This window comes from Streptomyces sp. NPDC002156 (assembly GCF_053593675.1).
Genome location: NZ_JBSFDA010000197.1, coordinates 1 through 17,989, shown reverse-complemented (window position 1 = coordinate 17,989; position 17,989 = coordinate 1). Strand labels below are relative to the sequence as shown.

The following is a 17,989-nucleotide window of genomic DNA, read 5'->3' as shown; positions in this document are numbered from 1 at the left end:
GCCATGCGCGGGGCCTTGGGCCGGATCACCTCAACGAGCCTGCGGCGTCCGGCGTTTGAGGACAAGGGGGGTTCGGGGGCGGAGCCCCCGAGGATGGGACGGGTAGGGGCGGCGGGGGCGAGGAAAGGTGGTCCGGCCGGTAACGTCTGGGTTCGTGGGTATCGAGAGCGATCAGGTCGTCTACGAGTATCTGAGCAAGGTCGGAGACCTGGCCCAGCAGCGCCAGTTGCCGTCCGGCGACCGTATGCGCCTCGTCTCGGGGCTGCGGGACGAGATCGACCGCCGCCGCGCCAAGGCCCCGGTCGACAGCCCCGCCTCCGTACGCCGCATCCTCGACCGCATCGGCACCCCCGACGAGGTCGTCGCCGGCATCGGCGGCGGCGCCCCCGAAGCCCCGCGCGCCTCCGTCCCCGTACAGCGTGATCGCGACGAGCCCCAGCGCAAGGGCAAGGGGCTCGGCCGCCTCGTACCGCGCCCGCGCCCCGCGGAGACGGGGGTGGGGACGGAGACCTCGCCTGAGGTGTTCGCTCCCTTTCCCTCCGAAGGAGACCCCGCCCCGCCCCAGCTCACCGGCACCGACGGACCCGGCGACACGGACTGGTGGTTGGCCGGCAGTGGCAGGGGCTCGCTCGCGGACACCGACAGCCTTCCGGCCGGGTTCGTCGGCGGGGTCGAGATCCCCGACCTGTTCAAGCCGGCGCGACCAAGACTGGACAAGCCGCAGGCCAAGCCCGCCGACGAGCCCGTCGAGCAGGCGGCCGAGTCGGAGGAGGCCGAGAAGGGCGCTCCCCGGCGGCGTCTCCGGCTGCGCCTCCCCGTTCCCTCCGGCCGCTGGACCAACCCGCTGCTCCTCCTCGCCGCCGGCCTCCTCGTCGCGGGAGCGGTCCTCGGCAACCTCTACGCCCTGCTCATCGGGTGGGCCATCGCCTACGCCTCGCGCCGGCTCTCCCAGGCCGAGACCAAGTGGGCGGTCGTCTACCTCCCGGGCGCGGCGGTCGCCGCCGGTGCCGGGTGGCTGTGGGGGCGTACGCAGGGCCGCTGGGGCGATCCCATCGTCGAGGGGCACATGAACGAGGCCATCGGCCAGACCTGGCCCTGGGTCGTCCGGGGAGCCGCCGTCGCCTCCGCCCTCTTCCTGGTCTGGCGGTCCCAGCGCCCCCGCTGAGGGCTCCCGCACAATGGTGCATATGACATCCACACCCCCCGGCCCGCTCACCGTCGGGTTCGACCTCGACATGACCCTCATCGACTCCCGGCCCGGCATCCACGCCTGCTATCTGGCGCTCGCCGAGCGGACGGGCACGTTCATCGACGCCGATCTGGCCATCACGCGTCTCGGACCGCCGCTCGCGGACGAACTCGTGCACTGGTTTCCGGCCGATCGCATCGCGGAGATGAGCGACCTCTACCGTGCGATGTATCCGGCCATCGCCATCACCGCGACCCCCGCGATGACCGGCGCCCGCGAGGCGATAGCGGCCGTACGGGAGTCCGGTGGGCGGGCGATCGTCGTCACCGCCAAGTACGAACCGAACGCCAAACTGCACCTCGCGCACCTCGGGATCGAGCCCGACGCGGTCATCGGGAACCTCTGGGCCGAGCAGAAGGCGGTGGCGCTGCGCGAGCACGGCGCGAGCGTGTACGTCGGCGACCACGTGGGGGACGTCCGCGGCGCACGCACCGCCGGTGCCCTGTCCGTGGCCGTGCCCACCGGGCCCTGCGACGCCGCTGAGCTGCGCGAGGCGGGCGCGGACGTCGTCCTCGACGACCTCACCCACTTCCCGGCCTGGCTGGCCGCCTACAGCGGTGTGGACGCGCGCGCCTGACGGCGGCCCTCGGCCACCGACTGGAGGACGCCCGCGGCCGCGACGAGGAAGCCGACGCCCATCAGCATGCTCAAACCGAACATGTACGTCGGGAATGGCGTCGTACCGAGGAGGAATGGGGCCACGGTGACCAAAGTGGCCACCGCACCGACGAAGAACACGATGGCACCGACACGGATCAGCCGATCTCCGGCCGCGGCGGAATTCGTTTGGGTTTTGTCACGCACTCGACCAGGGTAGTTCCCTGCCCGAAGGAACAAGTCGGCGACGTCTTGTCACCTGACTGTCGCCCACTAGCCTTGGTACCGGCGGGTCAGCGACCCGCCCAAGTGCTATCAGCGCTCGTTTTCCTCCAGCAGCCCGAAGCAGTTTTCCGACGAGTACGAGGACGAGGAACAGACGTGCCCACCGGCAAGGTCAAGTGGTTCAACAGTGAGAAGGGCTTCGGCTTTCTCTCCCGCGACGACGGCGGTGACGTCTTCGTCCATTCCTCGGTCCTGCCCGCCGGAGTCGATTCCCTCAAGCCGGGCCAGCGCGTCGAGTTCGGAGTTGTCGCCGGGCAACGCGGTGACCAGGCACTTTCGGTCGTGATCCTGGACCCGACCCCGTCGGTAGCGGCGGCGCAGCGCAAGAAGCCCGACGAACTGGCCTCCATCGTCCAGGACTTGACGACCGTCCTGGAGAACATCACCCCGATGCTGGAAAGGGGCCGTTACCCGGAGAAGACCTCGGGCAAGAAGATCGCGGGCCTGCTGCGGGCGGTCGCCGACCAGTTGGACGTGTGACGTGTAAGGCGGCTCTGGAGATTTCGCAGAGTTCTAGGGGAAAACGAGTGCGTTCGGGCCGAGGGGCGGCACCAGTCCCTCGGCCGCCGCGCGCGTCAACAGTCCCCTGACCGCCGCATAGCCGTCCTCGCCGAGGTCGGCGGTGAACTCGTTGACGTACAGGCCGATGTGCTGGTCGGCGACCTTCGGGTCCATCTCCTGGGCGTGTTCCAGGACATAGGCCCTGGAGGCCTCCGGGTCGTCCCAGGCGGCTCGTACGGACGTCCGGGCGGCCTGGGCCAGGAGTTCCAGCGTCTCTGTCCCCAGCGAGCGCTTGGCGATGATCGCGCCCAGCGGGATCGGCAGGCCGGTCGTCGACTCCCAGTGCTCGCCCATGTCCGCGAGCTTGTGCAGCCCGTAGTTCTGGTACGTGAAGCGCGCCTCGTGGATGACCAGCCCGGCGTCGACCTTCCCGTCCCGCACGGCGGGCATGATCTCGTGGAACGGCATCACGACCACCCGTCCGACTCCGCCGGGGATCGTGTCCGCCGCCCACAGGCGGAACAACAGGTACGCCGTCGACCGCTCGCTCGGGACGGCGACCGTACGCCCGGTCAGATCCGCCCCCGCCTCCCGTGTCAGCACCAGCGGGCCGCAGCCCCGGCCCAGCGCGCCCCCGCACGGCAGCAGCGCGTACTCGTCGAGGACGTACGGCAGCACGGCGTACGACACCTTCAGCACGTCGAACTCGCCGCGCTCGGCCATGCCGTTGGTGATGTCGATGTCCGCGAAGGTCACGTCGAGCGCGGGCGCGCCCGGCACCCGGCCATGGGCCCAGGCGTCGAAGACGAAGGTGTCGTTCGGGCAGGGCGAGTACGCGATCTGCAGCCGACGTTCAGTTTCCGGGGTCACTTGGGTGCTCATGTGGGTTCCAACTCTCCAGTACCGGTCCGAGCTTCCCGAATGCCTCCGTCAGGGCCTTCAGCGCCTCGCCGATGCGCCAGGAGGCTCGGTCTCGGGGGCCCACGGGGTTCGACACCGCCCGGATCTCCAGTACCGGAACGCCGTGCGCCGCGGCGGCCTCGGCCACGCCGAAGCCCTCCATCGCCTCGGCCAGGGCGCCTGGGTGCCGGGCGCGCAGTTCGGCGGCGCGTTCGGCGCTGCCGGTGACGGTGGAGACGGTCAGGACGGTGCCGGCGCGGGCGCCCGTCACGGCCGTGAGATCCCGTACGAGTGATTCCGGCGGACGGTGGGTGACGGTGCCGAAGCCGAGCCCGGTGACCGCAACGAAGCCGTCCGGGGTCTCGGCGCCCAGGTCCGCGACGGTGATCTCGTCGGCGACGACCAGCGAGCCGACCGGTGCCTCCGGCTGGAAACCGCCGGCGATGCCCGCCGAGACGACCAGGTCGTACGGGGTGCCGCGGAGGGCGGCCGTGGTGAGGGCGGTGGCGGTGGACGCGGCGGAGGCGGCGGGGCCCACTCCCACGGCGATGACGTCGACGTCACCGGCTCCGGCCGGGAACGCCTGTGCCACCGCGTCCCGTTCGGCGGGGACCGCGGTGGCGATCAGGACTCGTACCCCTGACGTCGTCAGGAGTCCTTCTTCAGCCGGAACGACCACAGGCCGTTGACCTCGTTCTCGCCCTCCTTGACGGAGACGAGCGTCGAGTTTCCCTGGGCGCCGTACTGGGCGTTGAAGAAGACGCTGCCGGGGATCGTGCGGTACGTCTTGGTGCTGGAGTCGGTCAGCGGCTGACCGTTCATCAGGATCGTCCAGCCCTTGTCGGCGATCTCCGGGTCGACACCGAAGCGCACGGTCTCGTCCGGGTCCACCTTGATGCTCTTGATGTCCGTGTCCTTGAGGCACGTGGCCACGTCGGCGGTCTTCAGCTCCTTGCCGTCGTCGTAGCAGGAGGCCTCCGAGTTCACCGAGGAACGGCCGACGGTGATCGTGGAGATCGGCGTCGGCTTGTCGCAGGCGGACAGGACGAGCAGTCCGGCACCAACGGCGGCGACGGCGGCAACAGCGCGGCGACGGCGCGCAGTGGAAGCGGAACGCAACGAGGTCATGGCCGAAGGCTATCGGGCACCCGGGGCGCGGTTGTCACGTGGGTACGGCGTGCCGGGCCCCGGTGAGTGGTGTCAGGCGACGCGGGGGCGGGCGTGGCCGCTGTGGCGGGCCGAGCCGATCAGGCCCTTGGCCGTGGTCAGCCAGCCCGTGGCGACGATCGCGGCGGCCACCCCGAGGCCCAGAGTGCCGTCCAGGGGCAGTGCGATACCGATCGCGCCGCCGAGCACCCAGGCCATCTGGAGCAGCGTCTCCGAGCGGGCGAACGCGGAGGAGCGGACCAGTTCGGGTACGTCCCGCTGGATCAGCGCGTCCAGGGACAGCTTGGCGAGGGCCTGGCAGAACCCGGCGACCGCCGCCAGACAGGCCACCAGGGCGGCGCCGAAGAAGATCGCGGTGATGATCGAGGCGCCGAGGACCACGGCGACGACCGTCACGACGATCAGCTCGGGCGCGCGCTGTTTCACGGCCGCCCCGACCGCCGTACCGAGCGCGTTGCCGACGCCCGCCGCGACGGCGACCATGCCCAGCGACCACGCGGCGCTCTCGCCGGTCAGCGGGTGCTCGCGGAGCAGGAAGGCGAGGAAGAAGGTCAGGAAGCCCGAGAGGCAGCGCAGGGCGGCGTTGGCGCCTAGGGCGTGGGTGACGGCCGTACCGACCGTGCGCAGTCCGGGCCGTTTGACGGGGTGGAGGTGCGGGCCGTGCAGATGATCCGGGTCCGCCGCCAGCAGGGCGGTGTCCTCGCCCTTGGCGGAGTCCACCTTGGACGGGAGCGTGAAGGACAGGAACGTACCCGCGATGAAGATCACGAAGGCGCCGTAGAGCGGCCAGCGTGGACCGAGGACCTGGAGCCCGGCGCCGATGGGGGCCGCGATGCCGGTGGCGAGCAGGCCGCTCAGCGTGACCCGCGAATTGGCTTTCACCAGGGAGAAGCGGGGTGGGAGCAGGCGGGGGACGACCGCGCTGCGGACGACTCCGTACGCCTTTGACGCGACCAGGACGCCCAGTGCGGCCGGGTACAGCTCCAGGCTGCCCGTCGAGACCGCGCCCGCCAGGAGCAGGGCCAGGAGGGCGCGGGCGAGCATCGCGCCGGCCATGGCGGCGCGGCGGCCGTGCGGGAGGCGGTCGAGGAGGGGGCCGATCACGGGGGCGAGGAGGGTGAAGGGCGCCATCGTGATGCCGAGATAGATGGCCACGCGCCCGCGTGCCTCGTCGGTGGGGACGGAGAAGAAGACGGTGGAGGCGAGGGCGATGGTGATCATGACGTCGCCGGCGCCGTTCACCGCGTGCAGTTCGATGAGCTTGCCGAGCCCGGACTCACCGGCCCCGTGCGCGTGCGTGGCCTTGCGGATGCCCCGGGCGGTGCCGGTGACGGGGAAATGCAGGGCACGCCCGACAGCGCGCACAGAACCGTTCACCCGGTCCCGTGCGCCACGCCGGTTGCTCCCCTGGACCCCACCGACCCCGGTGGCGCCGTGGGGCGACCTCTCGCTTGCCACCCCGCAATAGTGCCCCGAGAAGGGCGTACCTAGTGCGGTTACCGCGCGTATGGGGCCGAGTGGGGTGGGGGAGGAGCGGGAGAGCGGGGTCCTGCGGGGTGTTTTCCGGCCATCGGGGGCTGGGAAGAGTGGCGTGAGAGGCGCGTCGGAACGGTGTTTGAGAGGGGCCGGAGTTGCCACAGTTGGATGTCGGTCGTCGCGAACCGTCCCGTCGGTGTGGGCCCCGGGCTCTGGAGAAGGTAGCGTGCGTAGCGCGCAGTGGCGGTTGTTCTCGGCCGCGCGCCTCTCGGCCATCCCGCAGAATGGATGACGTAGGTGCGCCCGAGCGCGATCGGGCGCGGACGTCGACGCGGCCCTCTGGTCCGCTCCGTTCGCAACCGTTCGCACCCCGTCGGGACGGGCGCACTCGTGAGACGGCGTAGGAGAGAAGCGATACCTGTGAGCGCAGCGACAACGCGAAGCCGCACCCCCGACCGCCTGTGCGCCGAGGCCGTCGACCTCGCCCGCTCCGCGGCGGAGGAGGCGGCGGCACCAGGCGTGGTGGGCGAGCACTCGGGCCTGATGTCCGAGGGTGACCGCGTCGTGACGCACTTCTTCGAGTGCAAGGAGTTCGGCTACCGGGGCTGGCGCTGGGCGGTGACGGTCGCCCGGGCGTCCCGGGCCAAGCTGGTCACCCTGGACGAGGTGGTCCTCCTCCCCGGCCCGGACGCCCTCCAGGCACCGGAATGGGTGCCGTGGAGCGAGCGCCTGCGCCCGGGAGACATGGGCCCCGGCGACCTCCTCCCCACGGACGCGGAGGATCTGCGCCTGGAGCCGGGCTACTCGGGCGAGGACGAGCCCCTGCCCAACTCGGCGGTCTCGGCGGCCGGTTCGGCGACGGCAGCGGCCTCCGTGGAGCTGGCGGCGGACCTGGCGGACGCCGAGGACGCGGACATCACGGCGGGCTCACCGTCCGCCTTCACGGTGGTGCCGGCCCGCGGTTCGATCGCGGCGGTGGCGGAGGAACTGGGCATGCGCCGGGCGCGCGTCCTGTCCCGGTACGGCCTCCACAGCGCCGCCGACCGCTGGGAGGACTCCTACGGCCCCAAGACCCCCATGGCCCAGGCCGCCCCGGCGACCTGCGTGAGCTGCGGCTTCCTGGTGGCCATCGGCGGCTCCCTCGGACAGGCGTTCGGCGTCTGCACGAACGAGTTCGCCCCGGCGGACGGCCGCGTGGTCTCCCTGGCCTACGGCTGCGGCGGCCACTCGGAAGCAGCGATCATGCCGAAACCTCCGGTTCCGCCGCCGCACGTGATCGACGAGACGATCGTGGACCCGTTCCCGCTGCGGCCTGCGGCGGACTCGGGTTCGGTGGGCACGGACACGGACGAGGCTGTGGCGGATCTGGGTCACTCGTAGGGGCACGGTGGGCGCGGCCTTCAGGGCCGCGCCCTAAGGGGCGCGGGGCTGTATCTGATTTGCGGCTACCGCCGCGCGGGCGCGACAAGCCCCCACCGGCCCGCAGCCAACGAACTACCGACTAGTTCTTGCTGCTGTCCACAATCACCGACGTCCCATTCGCCCCCGTCCCACACGGCACCGCATACACCGGATTAGCCGCAGCCGCCTCCTTATAGGCTTCCAGGCACTGGTTGTACAACACCTTGTCGCTCAGCGACTTCGCCAGGATCTCGTTGGCCCGGGCAATACCCTCCGCCTCGATCCGCTTGCGCTCCGCCTCCGCCTTGGCCGTACGCGCCGCCTCCACCGCCCGCTCGGTGTCCTGCTCCTGCTGGATCTTCTTGTCGATCTGGTCCTGGAGCTTGTCCGACGGCTTCACATTGCGCAGGTTCACGACGGTGACGTCGATCCCACGCGGAGCCAGCCGCTCCTTCACGAGCGCCGCGATCTCCGAGCCGATCTGCTCGCGGGCGGAGGCGTAACCCTCCTCGCTGGTGTGCTTCGCGAAGACGTTACGGATGATCTCCCGGCTGTCCGGCAGCACCAGCCGCTCCTCGACCGCCTCCTCACTGCCCGCCAGCCGGTACAGCTCGACCGCCTTGGCCGGGATGACGGCCCACTTGATGGTGACGTCGGCGTAGAGCACCCCGCCCTGCGAGGAGCGGACCTCGACCACGTCCTTGTCGTAGAGGTTGAGGTCCACGGGACGTGTGGAGAAGGACGTGACCTCGGTGAACGGCGACCTGAACTGGACACCGGAGTTCAGCGGCTTTCCGATCTTCCCGAAGGTCACCGGCACCCCGACCTCGTAGGCGCTCACGACATGGACGCAGGCGAAGACACCGGCCAGCACGGCCCCGACGACGCTGAGCGCGGCCCCGATCCGCCAGCCGCCGGCGTCCCGGCCACGGCCGATGAAGAAGAGTACGACTGCCGCTATGAGCAGCAGGATGGACAGCACGAACACAGAGCCCCCCTGAGCAACAGGTACCTGCTACCAGGTACCGGATTCATGGATCCGCGCCGCCTCGGGCGTGATCCGCAGCGCATCGTAAGGGGTGTCCGGATTTGTGTGGTGGCCGGGAGTCGCCGCCTGCGCCCGCGCACTTCGGGGGTGCGGGTGCCCTGGAAGTACGACGGGACGGTGCTGGACGGGACGGTGGTGGATTCGTCCTTGGCCCATGGGCCGGGTGAGCCTTGGCCCTGCCCCGTACACCGCGCCCACCGCCCCCACCTCCTCCCGGCCCGGAGGCCGCCTCCCTCTGTTCCCTCAGCTCTCACCGGCGGGTGGCGGGCGTGCCCTGCGGCGCGCGGTACCTTCTTGCTCACGCCGATGAGGAGAGTGAACGTACGTGAGCAAGTTCGTGCGGCCAGCAGCTGAGGGCGCGGACCCTTTCGGTACGGCCCGTCTGCGCCGGGGTGTTCTGGACGCCTGGGCGACCAGCCCCGCCCGGTTCCGTGAGGATGCCAACGCCGAGGAGGATCTCGTCCTCGGCGGGTATCGGGACCGGCTCGTCGTCGAGCTCGCCCAGAACGCCGCCGATGCCGCGGCCAGGGCAGGCGTACCCGGGCGGCTCCGCCTCACCCTCCGCGACGGTGTCCTCGTCGCCGCCAACACCGGTGCCCCGCTGGACGCCACCGGCGTCGAGTCCCTCTCCACGCTGCGTGCCTCCGCCAAGCGGGACGCCCAGGATGGCAAGGAGACGGGCGCCGTCGGGCGGTTCGGTGTCGGCTTCGCCGCCGTGCTCGCCGTGAGCGACGAGCCCGCCGTCGTCGGACGGCACGGGGGTGTGCGGTGGTCGCTCGCCGAGGCCCGCGAGCTGGCCGCCGAGACCGCCCGGCACAGCCCCGGGCTCGGTGACGAGATCCGCCGCCGCGACGGCCATGTGCCGCTGCTCCGGCTGCCGTTCGCCGCCGAGGGCACCGCCCCGGACCCGTACGACACGGCCGTCATCCTCCCCCTGCGCGACACCGCCGCCGAGGATCTCGCGGAGCGGCTGCTGAGCGGCGTCGACGACGCGCTGCTCCTGACGTTGCCGGGTCTGGAGGAGGTCGTCATCGAGGTGGGGGACGAGGCCCCTCGTACGCTGCGGCGACTCACCGACGACAACGCGCTGACCCTCGTGGAGGATTCGCGGGACGGTACGAGCCGTTGGCGTACCGTCTCCGCGCATGGGCCCCTGGAATCCGCCCTGTTGACCGGGCGGCCGGTCGAGGAGCGGCTGCGTCCCTTCTGGTCGGTCACCTGGGCCGTGCCCGTCGACGCCGACGGCACTCCCGTACCGCCCCGGACCAGCCCCGTCGTGCACGCGCCCACACCGAGCGACGAGCCGCTGGGCGTACCGGCGTTGCTCATCGCCTCGCTGCCGCTGGACACCGCCCGCCGGCATGCCGCGCCGGGCCCGCTCACCGACTTCCTGGTGCAGCGCGCCGCCGACGCGTACGCCGAACTCCTCGCCGACTGGCACCCGGTGGGCGAGGGCATCATCGCGCTCGTGCCCGGCTCGCTGGGCAAGGGCGAGCTGGACGGGCAGTTGCGGCACGCGATCCTGGAACGGCTGCCGCGAACCGCCTTCCTTCCGCCCGCACTTGACCCGGGCGACGACGACGAGCTGCCCTCCGCTCTCCGTCCCCGCGACGCGGAGGTCGTCGAGGGCGCCGGGGCCGAGACGGTCCGCGTCCTCGCCGAGGTGCTGCCCACGCTGCTGCCCGCCGGGCTCGAACGCCGGGTGGAGCTACGGACGTTGGGTGTGGCCCGCGTCCCCCTGACCGACGCCGTCGACCGGCTCGCGGGCCTGGAGAAGGCGCCCGAGTGGTGGCACCGGCTCTACGACAGCCTGGCCGGTGTCGATCCCGACCGGCTGACCGGGCTGCCCGTGCCGCTCGCCGACGGGCGTACGACCATCGGCCCCCGCCAGGTCCTGCTGCCGACGACCGGGGACGCGCAGGCCGCGGCGCCCGAGGCGCTCGCCCGTCTCGGCCTCAAGGTCGCCCACCCGGACGCCGCCCACCCCCTGTTGGAGAAGCTGGGCGCCCTCCCGGCCACCCCGCGAGCCGTCCTCACCACTCCCCAGGTACGCGCCGCCGTCGCCGCCTCCCTCGACGAGGACGCCGCCGGTATGGCGTGGGACGACGAAGGCGCCCCGGACGCCGAGGAGTTGGCCGACACGGTCCTCGCCCTCGTCCGGGACGCGGGCCTCGAACCCGGCGACGAGCCCTGGCTCGGCGCCCTCGCCCTCCCCGACGAGGACGGCGAGCTGGCCCCCGCCGGTGAACTCGTCCTCCCCGGCAGCCCGTTCGCCGAGGTGATCAGGGAGGGTGAACTGGCGGCGGTGGACGCCGAGTTGGCGGACAGGTGGGGCGAGCAGCCCCTCGCTGCATGCGGCGTCCTCGCGAACTTCGCGCTCGTCCGCGCCACCGACGTCGTCCTCGACCCGGACGAACTGGAGCCCCGGGACAGCGACTTCGCCGAACCCGACGACCCGGGCCTGCTCGACGCCGTGGACGTGTGGAGCGAGGACATCCTCGACCGCTTCCCGGACTCGCCGGTGCCTCCCGTCGCCACGGAACTGGTCGCCGTACGGGACCTGGACCTCGTGGACGAGGACCGCTGGCCCCAGGCTCTCGCCCTCCTCGCCCAGCCGCCGCTGCGGGACGCGATCGTCCAGCCGGTGCGGGTCCTGCTGCCCGACGGCACGCATGAACTCGTACGCCCGTACACGGCCTGGTGGTTGCGCGGAAACCCGGTACTGGACGGAAGGCGTCCGGCGGGCCTCCTGGCGGCGGGCGGCGACCCGCTCCTGCGGGGCCTGTACGAGGAGGCCGACGCGACCGGGTTCGACGACGAGCAGGTGCTGCGGGCGCTGGGCGTACGGACGTCGGTGGCCGCGCTCCTCGACGAGCCGGGCGGCGCGGCCGAACTCCTCGACCGCCTCGCCGACCCGGACCGGGACGTGAGCGGGGTCCAACTGCACGCCCTCTACGGGGCGTTGGCCGACCTCGACCCCGAACAGGTCACGCTGCCCGACGACTTGAGGGCCGTGGTCGACGGTCACGTGGAGGTGGTGGACGCGGCGGACGCCGTGGTCGTCGACTCACCCGACCTGCTGCCCTTCACGGCGGGGGTCCCGCTGCTCCCCGTACGCCCGGCGCGGGCGGCCGAGCTGGCGGAACTGTTCCAGGTGCGGCGGCTCAGCGAGTCGGTGACCGGCGAGGTGACCTCGGAGGGCGCGGAGCACGACGTACCGGAGTCGGTACGGGTGCTGCTCGGTCCGGCGACCCCGGCGACGTACGTCGAGCACGAGGAGCTGGTCGTCGACGGCGTGGAGCTGGACTGGCGGCGGACCCGGGACGGGGTGCTGCATGCCTCGACGCTGGAGGGTGTCGCGGCGGGCCTCGCCTGGGCGGCCGGCCAGTGGCCGCGCCGGTTCGAGGTGGCGGCACTGCTGGAGGATCCGTCGAGGACGACGGAGCTGGCACGGGACCGCTGGTTCGACTGAGGCAGTGAGGTGCTGGGGTGGTGGGGTGTTGGGGTGTTGGGGTAATGCGTACGTAAAATCTGCGCGGTCTCCAAAACATCCGCAACTTCCGTACAACCATTCCCATCCGTCACGGATCTGAGCGAGCGAGTCAACAGACTCCAAGATCATTTGGGTCCAGGTGCGACCACGATCCGTGACGGATGGATTCCGTACGGACGGCCACCGCCGGACCCCCTTTCTCCACTTGGGGAAACGCATGCGCATACGTGCCACTGTGGCCGCCGTGACCGGCGCCCTGGCCCTCTCCGCCTTTGCCGTCCCGACCGCGCAGGCCGCCGCCGCGGCGGCGCCCGACGTCACCTTCACCAAGGTGACGGTCAACAACGGCAAGCCGATCGTCGCCCGCGCCGCGGGGACCACCTCCGTGCCGGTGACGTACACGTTCAACCACGCCGCCGGCCTCGACATCGGCTCTGACAACCTCCTCACCGGTCCGGCCCTCTACGTCGGCGCCTCCCTCACCGTGGACAACGTCCGCCTGATCGGCGACGAGCCGGGCACCTGCACGGCCACCTCGTCGACCACCGCCAGCTGCAAGGGCTTCATCGACCTGCACCCCGGTAGCGAGGGCACGCTCCGGAACACCGACGCCCGTACGTGGAAGGTGGGCGCCATCGCCATCACGGGCGACGAAGACGGCGTCAAGATCCAGAGCGGCCTCGGCACCACCCAGATCAAGTTCCACTCGAAGCTCAACACGGACGCCACCCCGGAGCCGGTCAGGAAGGGCGCGACCATCACGGTCAAGGGCACCCTGACCCGTGCCAACTGGAACACCGGCAAGTACGGGGGCTACGTCGGCGCCCCGGTCGCGCTCCAGTTCAAGAAGACGGGCGCCACCACCTTCACCACCGTCAAGACGGTCAAGACGGGTGCCGCGGGCGCCCTGAAGACGACCGTCAAGGCGTCGGTCGACGGTACGTACCGCTTCGCCTTCGCGGGCTCGACGACGACGGCGCCGATCACGGCCATCGGTGACGTCATCGACGTGAAGTAGAGACAAGGGACAAAGGCCGGTGCTGCCCTGGCGGGCGGCACCGGCCTGTTCAGCGGGCGAGTCAACAGACTCGACGATCACTTGGGCCCAGGCGTGACGACGAGCCGCGAGCACGACCACCGTCGGGCCCCCTTCTCCTACCTGGGGAACACGCATGCGTATACGTGCCACCGTGGCCGCCGTCTCCGGCGCTCTGGCTCTCTCCGCCCTCGCCGTGCCGGCCGCGCAGGCCGACGGCTCGGTGTCCCGGGCCGATGTCGCCAAGGTCCGTGAGGCCGGGCAGGCCGCCTCCGGCAAGTCCGCGTTCAGTGCCTCGGCCGCCGCTGTCGCCGAGCCGTACGTCCTGGACGCCTCCTTCTCCAACATCAAGGTCAACAACGGCAGGTCGATCGTGGCGGGCATCAGCGGCAAGCTGACCGTGCCGATCACCTACACGCTGACCCACGGTGCCGATGTCGACATCGCCGCCGAGGACTTCTTCACCGACGTCGAGCTGTACTACGGCACGACGTACATCGACTCCGAGTTCGGGCTGTTCGGCGACGACTGGGCCAGCTGCAAGGCCGTCTCGGCGACCGTCGCCAACTGCACCCAGTCCATCGTGATCAGCCCGAGCGAAGACCTGTTCAACGAGACCGCCGGGAAGTGGAAGGCGTACGCGTACGCCGTCGCCTTCAACGGCCAGGACTTCAGCAGCGACGACTTCGACGTCACGAAGGTCGGATACGTCGAGAAGGACGGCCTCGCCGGCCCCAACCTCCTGCGTCACTCCAGGCTGACGGTCAACGCCACCCCGGAGCCGGTGCAGAAGGGCAAGACCATCACCGTCACCGGCAAGCTGACCCGTGCCAACTGGGACGCCGGCAACTACACCGGGTACGCCAGCCAGCCGGTGAAGCTGCAGTTCCGTAAGAACGGCACCAGCACCTACACCACCCTCAAGACCATCAAGACGACCACCAAGGGTGACCTGAAGACCACGGTCAAGGCGAACGTCGACGGGTACTTCCGGTACGTCTTCGCGGGCACCGCGACCACCGCCGCGCTCGGTTCCGCGACCGACTTCATCGATGTGAAGTAAATCGGCTGTTTGTTGGGCGAAGCGTGAGGTAACCGCCGCCGGTTCTCCGTGGGTTCGGGGCCGGCGGCGGGTGTGTGCAAGGGGTGCGCAAAATTACGTCACCTCCGCGCAACCAACCGCCCCCGCAAGGGATCTGATCATGGGGGCCAACAGGCTCCACGATCACTTTCTCCTACTTGGGGAACACGCATGCGTATACGTGCCACCGTGGCCGCCGTCTCCGGCGCCCTGGCCCTCTCCGCCCTCGCCGTGCCGGCCGCGCAGGCCGATGTCCACGCCTCCGGTGCCGACTCCGGCTACCGCGCGGCCGCCGCGAAGATCCTGGCGGGCGGCAAGTCCGCGTTCATCACCTCGCCGGTCGCCGCCGAGGAGCCGTACAAGCTGAACGTCAGCTTCTCCAACTTCAAGGTCGCCAAGTCGATCAACGCCGGTGCCGGTGGACACCTCGTCGTCCCGGTCACCTACACGCTGACCCACGGCACCGAGGTCAACATCAAGGCCGCCGACTTCGACAGCGGGCCGTACCTGTACCGGGGCGACTTCGCGACGCCGGACAACGTGATCTTCGGTGAGAAGGCCGGTACCTGCACGGCGACGTCGACCACGACCGCCAACTGCAAGGCCAACCTCGACATCTACCCGGGCGAGGGCGACCTGACCAACACCGACGCCGGGGCCACCTGGACGGCCGGCGGCCTCGCCATCGCCTTCAACGGGCAGGACCCCGAGAGCGACACCTTCGACCCGGCCAAGGTCGGCATCGCCCAGCAGGGCGACCTCGGCACCACGACCGTGCGGCGCGTCTCCAAGCTGACGGTCAACGCCACCCCGGAGCCGGTGCAGAAGGGCAAGACCATCACCGTCACCGGCAAGCTGACCCGCGCCAACTGGGACGGGCCCAACTACACCGGGTACGCGACCCAGCCGGTGCAGCTCCAGTTCCGTAAGAACGGTACGACCACCTACACCGTCGTCAAGACCATCAAGACGACCACCAAGGGTGACCTGAAGACCACCGTCAAGGCGACCGCCGACGGGTTCTTCAAGTACGTCTTCGCGGGGACCAGGACCACCGTGGGCGCCAGCGCCGCCGCCGACTTCATCGACGTGAAGTAGGCGCACCCGTACGAACTACGCCGGGAAGCGGCGGTCCACCAACCTCCACAGGATCTCCAGGGTGGCCGCCGCCACCGTCGCGATACCCACCGCGATCCACGGCATCGTCGTCCCCACCAGCTTCAGCGCGAAGAACTCCTGGAGCGGCGGTACGACCAGCACCAGCAGGAAGCCCGCGCCCATCGACGCGACCAGGGCGATCCGCCACCAGGTGTACGGGCGGGCGATGATCGCCAGCACCCACATCGAGATCAGGAACAGGGTCAGGGTCGCCGCGCTCGTCTCCGCGTCCAACGCGCCCTCTCCTGTGTAGTGGTGACGGGCTATCAGGTACGTGGCGAAGGTTGCCACGCCTGCCAGTACGCCGCCCGGGATCGAGTAGCGCATGACCCGGCGTACGAAGTGGGGCCTCGCGCGTTCCTTGTTGGGGGCCAGCGCCAGGAAGAACGCCGGGACGCCGATCGTCAGGGTGGAGAGCAGGGTCAAGTGGCGGGGCAGGAAGGGGTATTCGACCTGCCAGCAGACCACCAGGACTGCCAGGAGGACTGAATAGACCGTCTTGACCAGGAACAGGGTCGCTACTCGTGTGATGTTGCCGATGACTCTGCGGCCTTCGGCCACCACCGAAGGCAGCGTCGCGAAGCTGTTGTTGAGGAGGACGATCTGGGCCACCGCCCGTGTCGCCTCCGAGCCCGATCCCATGGCCACGCCGATGTCGGCGTCCTTCAGGGCCAGTACGTCGTTCACGCCGTCGCCCGTCATCGCCACCGTGTGCCCGCGTGACTGCAACGCGCCAACCATGTCCCGCTTCTGCTGCGGAGTCACCCGGCCGAAGACTGTTCCTTCGTCCAGTGCCTGCGCCATCTCCGTTGTCTCGGCGGGGAGTTGGCGGGCGTCCACCGTCGTGCCGGTCAGGCCCAGTTTGCTCGCCACCGCGCCGACCGACACCGCGTTGTCGCCCGAGATGACCTTCGCGTCGACGTCCTGCTCGGCGAAGTAACGGAGGGTGTCGGCGGCGTCGGGGCGCAGACGCTGCTCCAGGACGACCAGGGCCGTGGGGGATGTGTTGGTGGCCACCTCCGGGTGGTCGAGGTCGCGGGTGGTGCGGGTGAGGAGGAGGACGCGCAGGCCTGCCTGGTTCAGGCGGTCCGTCTCGGCGAGGGCCGGGTCCTCGGAGGAGAGCAGCACGTCCGGGGCGCCCAGGAGCCACGTACTCGTTTCGCCGTTGCCCTCGCTGAACGACGCCCCGCTGTACTTGCGCGCCGAGGAAAAGGGGAGCGACTCCGTGCAGCGCCAGTCCTCGCTGTCCGGGTAGGCGTCGATGATCGCCTGGAGGGAGGCGTTCGGGCGGGGGTCCGATTCGCCGAGGGCGCCCAGGACGCGGCGTACGTATGTCTCGTCGCTGCCGTTGAGGGAGCGCAGCTCGGTCACGTCCATGCCGCCCTCGGTCAGCGTGCCCGTCTTGTCCAGGCAGACCGTGTCGACGCGGGCGAGGCCCTCGATGGCGGGCAGCTCCTGTACGAGGCACTGCTTCCGGCCGAGCCGGATGACACCGATCGCGAAGGCGACGGAGGTGAGGAGGACGAGGCCCTCCGGGACCATCGGGACGATGCCGCCGACCGTGCGGGCGATCGAGTCCTTCAAGTCGTTGTCCTTGACGACCAGTTGGGTGATGACCAGGCCGATCGCGGCCGGAACCATCATCCAGGTCACGTACTTGAGGATCGTCGAGATGCCGGTGCGGAGTTCCGAGTGGACGAGGGTGAAGCGGGAGGCCTCTTCGGCGAGTTGGGCCGCGTACGCCTCGCGGCCGACCTTCGTCGCTGTGAACGCGCCGCCGCCCGCGACCACGAAACTGCCCGACATGACCTGGTCGCCGGGCTGCTTCACGACGGGGTCGGCCTCGCCGGTGAGCAGTGACTCGTCGATTTCGAGGCCGTCGGCCTCCACGCACTCGCCGTCCACGACGATCTTGTCGCCGGGGCCGATCTCGATCAGGTCCCCGAGGACGATCTCGGAGTTGCTGACCTCCGAGGCCACGCCGTCGCGGCGGACCGTCGGTTTGGCCTCGCCGATCACGGCGAGGGAGTCGAGGGTCTTCTTCGCCCGCCACTCCTGGATGATGCCGATGCCGGTGTTGGCGAGGATGACGTAGCCGAACAGGGTGTCCTGGAACGGGGCGACGAACATCATGATCAGCCAGAGGGCGCCGATGATCGCGTTGAACCTGGTGAAGACGTTCGCGCGGACGATCTCGGAGATGCTGCGGCTGCTGCGTACGGGGACGTCGTTGACCTCGCCGCGGGCGACGCGCTCGGCCACTTCGGTGGTGGTGAGGCCGGTGGCGCGGGGGGTGCTGCCGCGGGGCGCGCTGGAGAGGGGCAGGGGTACGGGGTGCACAGGATCGAGTTCGGCGCCGGCGTCGATGTGCGTCATGTGTTCGACGGTACGGGTGGATTTGGGGCTTCACCCGCTGAGTGCGGCAAAGATCCGACCTGGGGAGGAGGGGTGGGGTGGGAAATGGTGCGGTGGTTGTAGTCGGGGGTGTGTAGGGGGTGCGGGTAGGAGGGTTTTCGCCCCCGCCGCCCCTACCCGTCCCATCCCGTTCCTGGGGGGGGGGGGGCGGCCCCCCCCCCCGCCGGCCACCGAGCGGCGGG

Annotated in this window: 15 protein-coding genes; 8 read left to right on the top strand and 7 right to left on the bottom strand. The window is 70.5% G+C overall.

Annotated features, from left to right (window positions below; all coding sequences use genetic code 11):
- Nucleotides 1–154: 154 nt before the first annotated feature.
- Together ACWCRB_RS43210 and ACWCRB_RS43205 are read left to right on the top strand one after the other, a co-directional pair.
- The gene (locus tag ACWCRB_RS43210) at nt 155–1,165 is read left to right on the top strand and encodes a hypothetical protein (RefSeq protein WP_451001313.1); all 1,011 of its coding nucleotides are present in this window, start codon (nt 155–157) and stop codon (nt 1,163–1,165) included.
- Between the two features lie 13 nt (nt 1,166–1,178).
- A complete protein-coding gene (locus ACWCRB_RS43205) occupies nt 1,179–1,826 on the top strand; it encodes an HAD family hydrolase (RefSeq protein WP_451001312.1) in 648 nt (215 codons plus the stop codon).
- On the opposite strand, the gene ACWCRB_RS43200 is transcribed toward ACWCRB_RS43205, so the two are convergent.
- Nucleotides 1,799–2,053: a hypothetical protein gene (locus tag ACWCRB_RS43200; protein ID WP_451001311.1), complete on the bottom strand. Its 255-nt coding sequence runs from the start codon at nt 2,051–2,053 to the stop codon at nt 1,799–1,801. The genes ACWCRB_RS43205 and ACWCRB_RS43200 overlap by 28 nt on opposite strands.
- 174 nt (nt 2,054–2,227) lie before the next feature.
- On the opposite strand from ACWCRB_RS43200, the gene ACWCRB_RS43195 reads away from it, so the two are divergent.
- The gene (locus ACWCRB_RS43195; protein WP_389351578.1) at nt 2,228–2,611 is read left to right on the top strand and encodes a cold-shock protein; all 384 of its coding nucleotides are present in this window, start codon (nt 2,228–2,230) and stop codon (nt 2,609–2,611) included.
- A 33-nt stretch (nt 2,612–2,644) separates the two neighbouring features.
- Here the strand turns inward: ACWCRB_RS43195 and ACWCRB_RS43190 are convergent, their stop codons facing one another.
- The 4 genes from ACWCRB_RS43190 to ACWCRB_RS43175 all read right to left on the bottom strand — a co-directional run bounded on the left by ACWCRB_RS43190 (nt 2,645) and on the right by ACWCRB_RS43175 (nt 6,157).
- A complete protein-coding gene (locus ACWCRB_RS43190; RefSeq protein ID WP_451001310.1) occupies nt 2,645–3,514 on the bottom strand; it encodes a 1,4-dihydroxy-6-naphthoate synthase in 870 nt (289 codons plus the stop codon).
- Nucleotides 3,486–4,211, bottom strand: coding sequence for a futalosine hydrolase (locus ACWCRB_RS43185; RefSeq protein ID WP_451001309.1), 726 nt, complete (start codon nt 4,209–4,211; stop codon nt 3,486–3,488). The genes ACWCRB_RS43190 and ACWCRB_RS43185 overlap by 29 nt, the downstream gene beginning before the upstream one ends.
- Nucleotides 4,181–4,660, bottom strand: coding sequence for a DUF2771 domain-containing protein (locus ACWCRB_RS43180; protein ID WP_451001308.1), 480 nt, complete (start codon nt 4,658–4,660; stop codon nt 4,181–4,183). The genes ACWCRB_RS43185 and ACWCRB_RS43180 overlap by 31 nt, the downstream gene beginning before the upstream one ends.
- 72 nt (nt 4,661–4,732) lie before the next feature.
- Complete coding sequence (locus tag ACWCRB_RS43175) at nt 4,733–6,157, bottom strand: MFS transporter (protein WP_451001307.1); 1,425 nt, start codon at nt 6,155–6,157, stop codon at nt 4,733–4,735.
- Nucleotides 6,158–6,595: 438 nt separating this feature from the next.
- Here ACWCRB_RS43175 and ACWCRB_RS43170 point away from each other — a divergent pair, with 438 nt between their 5' ends.
- Nucleotides 6,596–7,555, top strand: coding sequence for a DUF3027 domain-containing protein (locus ACWCRB_RS43170; RefSeq protein WP_451001306.1), 960 nt, complete (start codon nt 6,596–6,598; stop codon nt 7,553–7,555).
- Nucleotides 7,556–7,676: 121 nt separating this feature from the next.
- On the opposite strand, the gene ACWCRB_RS43165 is transcribed toward ACWCRB_RS43170, so the two are convergent.
- Nucleotides 7,677–8,564, bottom strand: coding sequence for a prohibitin family protein (locus ACWCRB_RS43165; RefSeq protein ID WP_451001305.1), 888 nt, complete (start codon nt 8,562–8,564; stop codon nt 7,677–7,679).
- 385 nt (nt 8,565–8,949) lie between these two features.
- Here ACWCRB_RS43165 and ACWCRB_RS43160 point away from each other — a divergent pair, with 385 nt between their 5' ends.
- The 4 genes from ACWCRB_RS43160 (at nt 8,950) to ACWCRB_RS43145 (ending at nt 15,332) form a co-directional block, all read left to right on the top strand.
- Complete coding sequence (locus ACWCRB_RS43160) at nt 8,950–12,096, top strand: sacsin N-terminal ATP-binding-like domain-containing protein (RefSeq protein ID WP_451001304.1); 3,147 nt, start codon at nt 8,950–8,952, stop codon at nt 12,094–12,096.
- A gap of 238 nt (nt 12,097–12,334) precedes the next feature.
- Nucleotides 12,335–13,135: a hypothetical protein gene (locus ACWCRB_RS43155; RefSeq protein ID WP_451001303.1), complete on the top strand. Its 801-nt coding sequence runs from the start codon at nt 12,335–12,337 to the stop codon at nt 13,133–13,135.
- A gap of 154 nt (nt 13,136–13,289) precedes the next feature.
- Nucleotides 13,290–14,216: a hypothetical protein gene (locus ACWCRB_RS43150; RefSeq protein WP_451001302.1), complete on the top strand. Its 927-nt coding sequence runs from the start codon at nt 13,290–13,292 to the stop codon at nt 14,214–14,216.
- A gap of 189 nt (nt 14,217–14,405) precedes the next feature.
- A complete protein-coding gene (locus ACWCRB_RS43145; RefSeq protein WP_451001301.1) occupies nt 14,406–15,332 on the top strand; it encodes a hypothetical protein in 927 nt (308 codons plus the stop codon).
- Between the two features lie 15 nt (nt 15,333–15,347).
- Here the strand turns inward: ACWCRB_RS43145 and ACWCRB_RS43140 are convergent, their stop codons facing one another.
- Nucleotides 15,348–17,768, bottom strand: coding sequence for a cation-translocating P-type ATPase (locus ACWCRB_RS43140; protein ID WP_451001300.1), 2,421 nt, complete (start codon nt 17,766–17,768; stop codon nt 15,348–15,350).
- Between the last annotated feature and the right edge of the window lie 221 nt (nt 17,769–17,989).